The 11,360-nt window shown below is 73.3% G+C and carries 9 protein-coding genes; 5 read left to right on the top strand and 4 right to left on the bottom strand.

What is annotated here, in order from left to right; translation table 11 throughout:
• Positions 1 to 56: 56 nt before the first annotated feature.
• The gene (locus tag ACYVOO_RS39455; protein WP_461020542.1) at positions 57 to 872 is read right to left on the bottom strand and encodes an SDR family oxidoreductase; all 816 of its coding nucleotides are present in this window, start codon (positions 870 to 872) and stop codon (positions 57 to 59) included.
• A gap of 213 nt (positions 873 to 1,085) precedes the next feature.
• On the opposite strand from ACYVOO_RS39455, the gene argJ reads away from it, so the two are divergent.
• Positions 1,086 to 2,261: a bifunctional glutamate N-acetyltransferase/amino-acid acetyltransferase ArgJ gene (argJ, locus tag ACYVOO_RS39450; protein ID WP_461020541.1), complete on the top strand. Its 1,176-nt coding sequence runs from the start codon at positions 1,086 to 1,088 to the stop codon at positions 2,259 to 2,261.
• Positions 2,262 to 2,327: 66 nt separating this feature from the next.
• On the opposite strand, the gene ACYVOO_RS39445 is transcribed toward argJ, so the two are convergent.
• Complete coding sequence (locus ACYVOO_RS39445) at positions 2,328 to 3,551, bottom strand: beta-ketoacyl-[acyl-carrier-protein] synthase family protein (RefSeq protein WP_461020540.1); 1,224 nt, start codon at positions 3,549 to 3,551, stop codon at positions 2,328 to 2,330.
• Positions 3,548 to 3,853, bottom strand: a complete 306-nt coding sequence (locus ACYVOO_RS39440) for an acyl carrier protein (protein ID WP_453350332.1) — start codon at positions 3,851 to 3,853, stop codon at positions 3,548 to 3,550. Before ACYVOO_RS39440 ends, ACYVOO_RS39445 begins: the two co-directional genes overlap by 4 nt.
• A gap of 280 nt (positions 3,854 to 4,133) precedes the next feature.
• Between ACYVOO_RS39440 and ACYVOO_RS39435 the strand changes: the two genes are divergently transcribed.
• The 3 genes from ACYVOO_RS39435 to gdhA all read left to right on the top strand — a co-directional run bounded on the left by ACYVOO_RS39435 (position 4,134) and on the right by gdhA (position 9,010).
• Positions 4,134 to 5,357, top strand: a complete 1,224-nt coding sequence (locus tag ACYVOO_RS39435) for an SDR family oxidoreductase (RefSeq protein ID WP_461020539.1) — start codon at positions 4,134 to 4,136, stop codon at positions 5,355 to 5,357.
• A 537-nt stretch (positions 5,358 to 5,894) separates the two neighbouring features.
• Entirely contained in the window at positions 5,895 to 7,388 is a 1,494-nt protein-coding gene (locus tag ACYVOO_RS39430; protein ID WP_461020538.1) for a hypothetical protein, read from the top strand.
• 230 nt (positions 7,389 to 7,618) lie between these two features.
• Entirely contained in the window at positions 7,619 to 9,010 is a 1,392-nt protein-coding gene (gene gdhA, locus ACYVOO_RS39425) for an NADP-specific glutamate dehydrogenase (RefSeq protein WP_461020537.1), read from the top strand.
• 212 nt (positions 9,011 to 9,222) lie between these two features.
• On the opposite strand, the gene ACYVOO_RS39420 is transcribed toward gdhA, so the two are convergent.
• Entirely contained in the window at positions 9,223 to 10,074 is an 852-nt protein-coding gene (locus ACYVOO_RS39420) for an AraC family transcriptional regulator (RefSeq protein ID WP_461020536.1), read from the bottom strand.
• A gap of 66 nt (positions 10,075 to 10,140) precedes the next feature.
• On the opposite strand from ACYVOO_RS39420, the gene ACYVOO_RS39415 reads away from it, so the two are divergent.
• Positions 10,141 to 11,139, top strand: coding sequence for a DMT family transporter (locus ACYVOO_RS39415; protein ID WP_461020535.1), 999 nt, complete (start codon positions 10,141 to 10,143; stop codon positions 11,137 to 11,139).
• Positions 11,140 to 11,360: the final 221 nt, after the last annotated feature.

Here is an 11,360-nt window from a genome sequence, read left to right as displayed (position 1 = left end):
ACACGGGACGCCGGGCCGCTCGGACAGCGGCCCGGCGCTCCGGCGGGGGGCGGCGGTCAGTGCTCCTGGGCCGTCGGGCGCACCATGATCTCGTTGACCGCCGCGTGCGCGGGCTGGGTGACCATGAAGAGGACGGCACGCGCGATGTCGTCGGCCCTCAGCCATGCCTCCTCCGGCATGCCGCGCGCGGCCGACGCCGAGGAGGCGGCTCCCATGGTCATCTCGGTCTGCGTCATGCCCGGTTCGACGAGGCCGACCCGCACCCCGCGCGTCGTCACCTCCTGCCGCAGCGCCTCGCTGAACGCGCCGACCGCGTGCTTCGTCGCCGAGTACACGCTGTTGTTCTTGCGTGGCACGCGGCCAGCGACCGAGCTGACGGTCACGAGGTCGGCGACCCCGCGCGGGCCCTCGGCGACGGCGCCGAGCAGATGGGGAAGGGCGGCCTGCGACGTGGCCAGCACGGCCTTGAGGTTGAGGTCGACCATCCTGTCCCAGTCCTCCGGGTCGCTCTCCTCCACGGCGCTGCGCGCCCCGTAACCCGCGTTGTTCACCAGCACGTCGAGCCGCCCCAGGCGCTCCACGGTCTCCTCGACGGCCCCGCTCGCCTGCCCGGCGTCGCGCAGATCAGCGGTGAGCGGCACGGCCGTGGCGCCCTGGCCGCTGAGCACACCGGTCAGCTCCTCAAGCCGGTCCGTGCGCCGCGCCGCCAGCGCCAGGGTGGCCCCCTGGCGGGCGAGCGCGGAGGCCGTGGCGGCTCCGATGCCGCTGGAGGCGCCCGTCACCAGCGCGACGCATCCGGACAGCGGCCCGCCGACGCCGTACGCGCCGTGCTGCTCCCCTGCCGTGGCTTCCCTCTCGTTCTTCACACCCATCTGCCTCGCGTCCTCCGCATCCGCTCCGCGCGCCGGTGCCCTGCGGTACCCCGGCCGTTTCCTACCAGCACGGTGCCCCTGTGACGCCCGTTCATTACTGTGCCGTCCACTCCCCCCTCTCCCGGCCCGGTCTGGCCCGGTCACACGGAAAAGAGTGGACACGTCACGAGCTCCGCTGTAAATCTATTCCACATGTCACATACTCATGCAGCATTGCCCGACGAACCCCCACTGACCTGGCCGGAGGGCTTCCGCGCCTACACCGGGCACGCGGGGCTGCGCGACCAGGGGGACGATGTCTCGGTAGTGGCGTCGGACAGGCCCGCCGTCAGCGCCGCGATGTTCACCCGGAGCCGCTTCGCGGGCCCCGCCGTGCGGCTCGGCCGCGTCAACGCCGCCGGGCAGCGCGTCAGGGCGCTGGGCACGCTGGCGCAGAACGCCAACGTCGCCACGGGGCGCCAGGGCGAGGAGAACGCCGCCGAGGTCGTACACCGCATCGCCGGGATCCTCGGCATACCGGAGGACGAGGTGCTGCTCGGCTCGACGGGCGTGATCGGGCGCCCGCTGCCGATGGAAGCGCTCCGCACACATCTGGACGGTGCCGCGCGGCGCGGCCCCTCGGCGTTCGACGCCGGGCCCCTCGACGTGGCCCGCGCGATGATGACCACCGACACCCGGCCCAAGACGGCCGTGCGGACCGTGGGCCGCGCCCGCGTCGTCGGCGTCGCCAAGGGCGTCGGCATGCTGGAGCCCGACATGGCCACCATGCTCGCCTACGTCTTCACCGACGCGGAGCTGTCCCCGGCCCAGTCGGACGCCGCTCTCCGCGCCGCCGTGGACAAGAGCTTCCACTGTCTGAGCGTGGACACCGACACCTCCACCTCGGACACCGTGACCCTGATCGCCAACGGCGCCGCGGGACCCGTCGAAGAGGCGGAGTTCACCGAAGCGCTGGCCGGCCTGTGCCTGGACCTGACCACCCAGCTGGCCCGCGACGGCGAGGGCGCCACCAAGCTCCTGCGCGTGACGGTCGGCCGGGCCAGGGACGCGGAGCAGGCCAGGCGCGTCGCGAAGAGCGTCGTCAACTCGCCCCTGGTGAAGACCGCGGTGCACGGCGCCGACCCGAACTGGGGCCGCGTCGTCATGGCCGTCGGCAAGAACACCGACGACATGGACATCGACCCCGGCCTGGTGACCGTGTCCTTCGGAGAGACCGAGGTCTATCCCGAGGAGCCCGGCGCCGACACCCTCGACCGGCTCGTCGCCGCCATGCGGCGGGACGAGGTCGACATCACCGTCTCCCTCGGCCTCGGCGACGCCGCCTGCACCGTCTACGGCTGCGATCTGACGGAGGGGTACATCCGCGTCAACGCGGACTACACCTCGTAGCGACCGGCACGGCCACCGGCACCGGCACCGGCACCGGCACCGGCACCGGCACCGGCACCGCAAGGGTCAGGGCGCGGAGAAGACCAGGGCCGCGTTCTGGCCGCCGAAGCCGAGGGAGTTGGAGGCGACGGCCTCCATCCGTACCGGCCGGGGCGCCTTGGCGACGACGTCGAGGTCCATGTCCGGGTCGAGGCGGTCGAGGTTGGCGGTCGGCGGCACGAGCTGGTGTTCCAGGGCCAGCACGCTGAAGGCCGCCTCGATGCCCCCCGCGCCGCCGATGGCGTGCCCGATGACGCTCTTGGACGCGGTGACCGGCGGCGCGGCGGGGAAGACGCGGCTCAGCACCCTGGCCTCGACGGCGTCGTTGGTGCGCGTGGCCGTGCCGTGCGCGTTGACGTGGCCGATGTCGGCCGGGGTCATCCCGGCGTCGTCGAGCGCCGCGCGCAGTGCCCGCTCCAGCCCCTCGCCCAGCGGCTCGGGTGCGGTGGGGTGGTGCGCGTCGGCGGACAGCCCGTACCCGGCCAGCCGGGCCCGTACGGGCGCGCGGCGCGCGCGTGCCCCTTCCGCGCGCTCCAGCACGAGCAGCCCGGCGCCCTCGCCGAGGACGAAGCCGTCGCGGTCCGCGTCGAAGGGGCGGGAGGCGGTGGCCGGATCGTCCCCGCGCCCTGACAGCGCCGTCATCCGCGAGAAGCAGAGCCCTGTCATGGCGCTGTTCCGCGGGGACTCGCTGCCGCCCGCGATGACGATGTCGCAGGCGTCCGCCTGGAGAAGGGCCTTGGCCGTGCCGATGGCGGTGGCGCCCGAGGCGCAGGCGGTGCTGACCGCGAGGTTGGGGCCCTGTGCGCCCAGGTCGATGCCCACCTCACCGGCCGCCATGTTCGGCACGCTGCGCGGCATCGCGAGGGGGGAGACCCGGCGCAGCCGTCCCGCCTCCAGGTGCGCGAACTCCACGCGCCAGGTCTCCATGCTCGTCGCGCCCACCCCGATGACGACGCCCACGCGGGTGCCGTCCCAGGAGCCGGTGTCCAGGCCCGCGTCGGCGACGGCCTGACGCGCCGCGCACACCGCCAGTTGCACGAAGCGGTCCATCCGCCAGGCGGCACGCCCCACGTCGCGCACCGGGTCGAAGTCCGGCACCTGGCAGGAGAAGCCGACGGGCATGCCCGCCAGCAGTGGGTCGGTGCGCGCCGTGGAGACCCCCGCGCACAGGGTGTGCCAGTTCTCCTCGGCGCCCGTCCCTGCGGGGGTCACCAGGCCGAGCCCGGTGACCACCACGGCGTCCCGCTTCACGGAGCGGTCTGCTCGGCACCGGCCGCGGGGGCCGGGACGAATTCGAGTCCGCCCAGCTCCTCGGGGGCGAACGCCTCCTCCAGCCAGGCCGCCACCTCGCCCAGCGTGCTGTGGGGGCCGGGAGCGTCGTCCTCCATCGCCACCGAGCGCCCGTACTCGCTCTCCAGGATCGTCATCAGCTCCAGCAGCGCCAGCGAGTCGAGCCCCGCTTCGACGAGGGTGGTCTGCGGGCTCAGCTCCTCCGCCGGGACGTTGAAGTGCTGGGTGATCTGCTCCTCCAGCGTGCGGTACATGTCCACCATCGCGAACTCCACATTTCCTGGACGCACGGGATTACGGCGGAACGAAAGATCGCGCCGCCAACAGCGAAACTAGCAGCGGGAAAGTCCTCGACGGCCAAGACACGCACCCGCGTGGGCCGGTCGTACCACGCTTTCCACGGACGGCCGGAATTTCCCCGGAGTGAATTCCTCCATACCTCTGTTGCGTGCTTTCTCCTGCTTGACAGTGTGTTGTCGCCGATCAATCCTCAGCAGCACTTCTGCCACAGGGACGACGAAGAGACGAAGAGGGGATACGCACATGCGGAACACCGGAACGATGAACGGCGCCTCCGGGACTGTGGTGATGACGGGTGCGACCGGTTTTCTCGGCTCGCACGTGCTGGCCGGAATGCTGCTGCGGAACGCGAACACCTCCGTGGTGGCGCTGACCCGCCAGGAACCCGGCCTCGCGGCGGCCCGGCTGGCGACGGCGCTGCGGGCCACGGGGGTGCCGCTGCCCCGTGACCTGGGCGAACGGGTCAGCACCGCGCGCGCCGACCTCACCGACCCGCACCTGGGCCTGGCCCCTCGCGCCTACCGCGAACTGGCGCGGCACGCCGACACCGTATGGCACATGGCGGGCGACATCCGCCTGGTGCACCGCCCCTCCGCGCTGGACCGCGTCAACGTGGAGGGCACCCGTCACATGCTGCGCTTCGCGGCGACCGCCCCGCGCCGCCCCCACCTGCTGCACACCAGCACCGCCTACGTGGCGGGCGCGCTGACGCATGGACACGTGGCCGAGGACGACGTCGGGGGCGCCGAGGGCTTTCTGACGGAGTACGAGGGCTCCAAACACCGCGCTGAGCGGCTGGTGCGCGGCCTGGCCAAGGAGGTCGGCGGCGGCGTCACCGTCTTCCGCCCGAGCGTGCTGACGGATCACAGACCCCCGCGGCCGGGCGCGCCACGGGGACCGCACAGTGTGCTGGCGGCCAGGCTGGCCATGCTGGGCCAACGACTGCCGACGCTTCCCGCCGCGCACTCCGGCGCGGTGCGCGACGGTGTGCTGACGGCCCGCATGCCCGGGGATCCGGACGCGCACATGAACGTCCTGCCGGTGCAGGACGCGGCGGAGACGATGCTCCACATCGGCCTCGGCCAGGCCGCCGCCTCCCGCGCCGGGGGCGCGGGTCGGGGCAAGGGCGGGGGCGGGGGCGGGGTGACGACGTATCACGTGGTCCATCCGCGGCAGACCCCCGTCCAGAGCCTGCTGGAGGCGCTGACGCACCACACGCCGTGGCTGCGGCTGCGGCTCGACGGCGAGGGGCGGGAGCGCGGGTACGACGGGCCCGGGTGTGCAGGGGGCGCGCGGAGGGGTTCGTTGGAGCGCGTGCTGATGCGGGAGAGCGCCGGTGTAGCCGCCTACGCGTGTTTGCACCGCACCTACGACAGGAGCCGGTGCGCGGCACTGGGCGCCCCCGAACCCCGTCCGCTGGACGCCTCTTACCTGCGCGCCTCCTTCGCGCCGCCGTCCGTGAACTGACCCGTAGCGCCCGCCGGAAGAGGCCGGAGAACCGACGGAGACCGAGCGGGCAACCCGACGGAGAACCGCAAAATTCAACGCTTTCACGCAGCCCACCCCCCAGGCGTGGTTCCCAATCCCCTTGATTCGTGATTGCGTTGATGGAACCGCTGACTTCGCCCTCCTCTCCCGTGAAATGCGCCAGTGGGGGCCGACGGTTCCGAGCCGGACAGATGATCCGGCTCTCGGCGCTCCGGCGCCCCGCCGCTCACGGCAGAAACCTCGGGGGAATTCCTGGGCTCCGTCACGTGGTGTGCAAGCTGCTGACATTCGAGCGACTCACAGGAATTCACTGGTGCCCACACTCTCTCTCCCGCATACGGGTCCCACGCGAATATCCGGAGCGGGAAGCGGTGGAAGGTACCGGGAGCGTCGTCCCCCGCCGCCCTCCTCCGCTCTCTTCGCCGATACCGCGTGACGGGGCGCCGTCACGGAAATCGGACGTACGGCCTCCCCGTACGTGCCCCCCCCCACAGCCGTTCCCCCAGGAGAGCAACAGTGCCGTCACCCCGACGTCCCAACACCCGGCTACGCACCCTGCTGGCCGAGGCCCGCTGGACCCAGGTCTCGCTCGCACGGGCCGTGAACGCGCTCGCGTCCGAGGTCAACATGGAGCTGAGCTACGACCGCACCGCCGTGGCGCACTGGCTCAGCGGCACCCAGCCCAACCCCCCGGTGCCCGAACTGGTGGCGGAGGCGCTGACCAGGCGCCTGGGACGGACCATCGCCCCCGCCGCGGCGGGTTTCGGCTCCGGCACGTCCTCCGCGCCCCACGAGTTGTACGCGATGGGCGCGCAGCGGACCGAGACGAGCCTTCAGGAGCTGTGCGAGGCGGACGCCGACCCCGCCCAGAGGCTCACCTCCCAGCAGCAGCCCTACCGCGAGGCGGACCTCGTCGAGGCGCTGAACACCAGGCCGTGCCGCCGGGTCCCCGCGCCCCGTTCCCGGCCGTACAAGGCCCCGGGGCGAGGCCGTGGCAGCGGGCACACGAACGGGCGGGTCAACGGCAACGGGAACGGCAACGGGCAGGGCGGCGGCGGGAACACGAACGGGTACCTGTACCTGTACGGGAACGGGAGCGGGGAGGCCCACGGCGAACTCGGCATCGTGCGCTACGCCGTGCGCTTCTACGCGGCCTCCTTCGACGCACACGGCGGCGGCAACGCGCGCTCAGCGCTCTCCGCCTATCTCGCCGACGACATCGCGCCCCGGCTGCGCGAGCTGAGGGGCGAGGACGTGCGCCGGGGCCTGCTGGTGGAGGCGTCGCACCTCTCGTTCCTGCTGGCCAGGATGTATCAGGACACGGAGGTGCACGGGCTGGCGCAGCGCCACTTCCTCACGGCCCTGCGCCTGGCGCAGGAGTCCGGCGACCCCACGGCCAGCAGCATCGCCCTGCGCGGCATGAGCGCGCAGGCCCTCGCCCTCGGGCACCGCCGCACGGCGCTGGACGCGGCGGTGGCCGCGGCGGAGACCGCCGGGAGCGAGTACGGCAGGCCGAGCGCCTATCTGCTGGCGCAGCTCGCGGTCACGCAGGCGACCTGCGGCATGGAGACAGCGGCGCGCGAGACCCTGGCCCGCGCGGAGAGCGCCGTGGCGGATGAGGAGGAGAACGCGCGCGTACGGGGCCCGTTCGAGCGCTACTCCCGCGCCGCGCTGGAGTACCAGAGCGCGGCGGTCCTGCGCGAGACGGGCGACGTCCCCGCCGCGCGCGAGGCGCTGTCCCGATCCCTGGCGCGGCGGCCGGCCGAGGACCGCAGGGGGCTGGCCCTGAGCCACGCGCGGAAGGCGGAGATCCTCGTGGCGACGGGGCACGTGGAGGAAGCCTGCGCCTCCTGGCGCAAGTTCCTCGACCACTACCCGACGCTGCGCTCCGGCACGGCCGACTCCGCCTTCCAGCGGCTGCGTCAACTGCTGGCCCCGTTCCGCCAGGTACGCGCGGCCGAGCAGCTTCTCGACCGTGCGGCGGCGTCCGCGCTCCACCACCGCGGCTGAGCGGCGCCCTCGCCGAGGCGCGCGCCGCCGCCCTTTCACGCGCTTCACCACTCGCGCCAACCATGACGTGACCGGCGCCGCGTACTCCGTTGTTGAATCGGAGAGAGGGCAAGAAGGCAGGGGCGCTCCGATGCGGTGCGGCGCAGCGCGAAAGCCTCCGGCCCGCCTCCTCTTGCCCGCCCCGCCCCGCCCGCTCCCCGCAGAAGGCTCGCTCCACAGAAGGAAGGCCCATGCCCATCCTCACCCCCGAAGCCCCCGCCGTCCCCGCCGTCCCCCGCGCCCGGAACTCCCGTCTCAAGGACCTGTACGCGGAGATCCAGCGCCGCAACCCCGGGGAGAGCGAGTTCCACCAGGCCGTGCACGAGGTCCTGGTGTCGCTCGCGCCGGTGCTGGAGCGGCACCCGGAGTTCGCCGAGCCGGGACTGATCGAGCGCCTCACCGAGCCCGAACGGCAGATCATCTTCCGCGTGCCGTGGCAGGACGACTCCGGCACGACACACGTCAACAGGGGCTTCCGCGTGGAGTTCAACAGCGCGCTCGGCCCGTACAAGGGCGGTCTGCGCTTCCATCCCTCGGTGGATCTGGGCGTCGTGAAGTTCCTGGGCTTCGAGCAGATCTTCAAGAACGCCCTCACCGGGCTGGGCATCGGCGGCGGCAAGGGCGGCAGCGACTTCGCGCCCAGGGGCCGCTCCGACGCCGAAGTGATGCGGTTCTGCCAGTCGTTCATGACCGAGCTGCACCGGCACCTGGGCGAGCACACGGACGTCCCGGCGGGCGACATCGGCGTCGGCGGCCGGGAGATCGGCTACCTCTTCGGCCAGTACCGCAGGATCACCAACCGCTGGGAGTCCGGCGTCCTCACCGGCAAGGGCACCGCGTGGGGCGGCTCCGCCGTGCGCACACAGGCAACCGGTTACGGGAACGTGCTGTTCGCCGCGCGCATGCTGGAGGCACGCGGCACGTCCTTCGAGGGCAGCCGGGTGTCCGTCTCCGGCTCGGGGAACGTGGCGCTCCACTCGATCGCGAAGGCGCGGGAACTGGGCGCCCAGGTGATCACGGCCTCCGACTCCGGCGGCTACGTACTCGACGAGAAGGGCATCGACCTCCCCCTGCTCCAGCAGATCAAGGAGACCGAACGCGGCCGGATCAGCGACTACGCGCAGCGGCGCGGCGCCGCGGCGCGGTATGTGCCGAACGGCAGCGTCTGGGACGTGCCCGTCGACGTCGCCCTCCCCTCGGCCACACAGAACGAGCTGGACGCCACCGCCGCCGTCACCCTCGTCCGCAACGGGGTGCGGGCGGTGTCCGAGGGCGCGAACATGCCCGCCACGCCCGAGGCCGTGCGGATGCTGCACCAGGCCGGGGTGGCCTTCGGCCCGGGGAAGGCCGCCAACGCGGGCGGGGTCGCGGTCAGCGCGCTGGAGATGCGGCAGAACGCGGGGCGCGAGACCTGGCCCTTCGCCGAGGTCGAGAAGAGGCTCGCCGACCTCATGCACGGCATCCACGACACCTGCGCCGGGACGGCCGAGGCGTACGGCTCCCCCGGCAACTACGCGCTGGGCGCCAACATCGCGGGGTTCGAACGGGTCACGGCGGCGATGCTCGCGCAGGGCGTCGTCTGACGTGGGGGCCGGAGGCGGGGGGCGGAACCGGCTTCGCCGCGGCCCGCCGCCGATGAGCGCGGCGGCGGCCCGCTCGCTCCGGGGGGTCACCGTCCAGCACCCCAGAGCCTCGTCCCACTATCGGGGCCCGGGCACGCTTGTGCACCCCCTTGCCGCCGACTCGGACCCGAAAGGGGCATGCGCAAGAAGCGCCGAGGGTGCTCCGACGCCGCTCAGGCGCGCCGGAATGTGCCGGGCGTGATCCCGTAGACGCGCTGGAACCAGCGGCTGAAGTGGGCCTGGTCGGCGAAGCCGGTGACGGCTGCCGCCTCGGACGGCGGGGTGCCCGCCGCGAGCAGCGTACGGGCGTGGCGCAGGCGCAGTTGACGCTGGTAGTCGCTGGGCGCGAGGCCGTACGCGGCGCGGAAGGCGCGGTACAGGGCGAACCGGCTGCACCCGGCCGCCTCCGCCAGGCTCTCGGCCGTCACCGGCTCAGGACAGGTCTCGTCGAGCAACGCCCGCGCCCGGCGGGCCGCCTGGCGCCCCGCGCGCTCGGACGGGGCCCGGAGCAGGCCGGTGGGCGCGGTGACGGCGGCACGGCGCGCGACGGCGGTGACGGCCGCCGTGAGCCGTTCGTCCCGCACCAGCGCGGGCGCGTCCTTGGTCAGCACGGCGTGCAGACGCGCGAGGGCACCGGCGAGCACGGGGTCGGTCAGCACCGGCTGCCGGAACAGCGGCAGCCCGCCGGAGCGCCCGCCCGTCGCGTCGCCGAGCACCTCGCTCACCACGGAGGGGCCGAGGTGCACGATGCGGTACTGGTAGCCCAGTTCCGCTGCGGCCTGCCCGTCGTGGACCTCGTCCGGGTTGAAGGCCATCACCATCCCGGCGCCGCTGGTGTGCGCGGCGCCCCGGCAACGGAAGCGCTGGGCACCGGCGTCGGTGATGCCGAAGGAGTACGTGTCGTGGCTGTGCGGCGGATAGACGTGGTCCAGGAAGTGCGCGTGCATGGCCTCGACGGGGCGCGCGCCGTCCCGCCAGTAGCGCACCCACCCGCCCGCGTCCGGGCCCGCGTCCGACGATCCCATGCGCGCATTATCGCTCCCGCACCAGCGTTCAAGACGGGCGGAGGCCCGGGGCGCCAGAGTCGGGCCATGGCGACGAAGAGGGGCTTGAACAGCCCGTATCTGATGCTGTCCGTGACGATGGTGCTCTGGGGGAGCGCGTTCTCCAGCTCGAAGTCCGTGGTGGAGCACGTGCCGCACCCGGTGGCCGCGCTGCTGCGGTTCGGAGGCGCGGCCCTCGCCCTCCTCGTGGCGCTGGCGCTTTTCGGACGCGGACGCGGGGGTGGGGGCGGGAGTGGGAGTGGGGGCGCCGGTGCGGGTGCGCGTGCGGCGCTGGCGGGCGTGCTGGGGGTCTTCGCGTACAACGGCCTGTTCTTCTGGGGCCTCTCCCTCGCCCCCTCCCTGGACGCGGGCATCCTCATCCCCGTCATGAGCCCGGTGCTCACGAGCGCCTTCCTGCTGGTGACGGGCCGGGAGCGGGCCTCGCGGGCACGGTTGGCCGGGCTGGGACTGGGGCTGACGGGAGCCGTGGTCTTCTTCCTCGGCGCGGGCGGCAGCACGCACGGGAGCCCGGCCCGGCTGGCCGGGGACGCGCTGTTCCTGCTCGCCGCGGTCTGCTGGGCCGCCTATACGCTCGCGGGGCCGCGTGTGCTCGCCGGTACGGATCCGCTGCGCGCCACGACGTACGCGACCTGCGCGGGTGCGGTGCTCCTCGGCTTGGTCGCCGCGCCGGATCTGCCCGCCGTGCGCTGGGGTGAACTGCCCACGAGCGTCTGGGCGAACGCGGCGTACCTGGCGGTGGGCGCCGCCGCCCTCGCCAACCTCCTCTACTACCGCGGCGTGCACGCCGTGGGCCCCGCTTCGGCCTCGCTGATGATGTTCACGGTGCCCGTGGTCAACACGGTGTGCGGCACGTTGCTGCTCGGTGAGACGTTCGGGGCTGTGCAGGGTGTGGGGGCGCTGGTGCTTCTGTCGGGCGCGGCCTTGGCGGCGACCCAGGGCCGGTTGCCCCGCCGCGCGGCGCCGGGTCCCGGCGCGCCCGGTTCGTCGGCGACCACGATGCGGCTCCCTTCGCGGGGGGCGGAATGAAACGCGGGGTTGCCCCTTCACGGGGGTGTTGCGCGGGACGGTTCCCCGGTGTGGTGGGTGCCGCAGGGTCCCGCGCTGATTTTTGTGCCGCTGCACGGGGTGCTGCGCTGGGCTGGGCGCCGTGTTCGGCTGACTGCCGGTGGGTGGACGCGGTGTGTGGTTGCGGTGCGTTGCGGCTTGCGCCGCGTGGTTCTTGGCTTGTGCCGGTGGTTGTGGGGCCC

The organism is Streptomyces daliensis (genome assembly GCF_054782395.1).
Note: the sequence above shows the minus strand (reverse complement) of the source record. Positions and strands in the feature narration are given on the sequence as shown.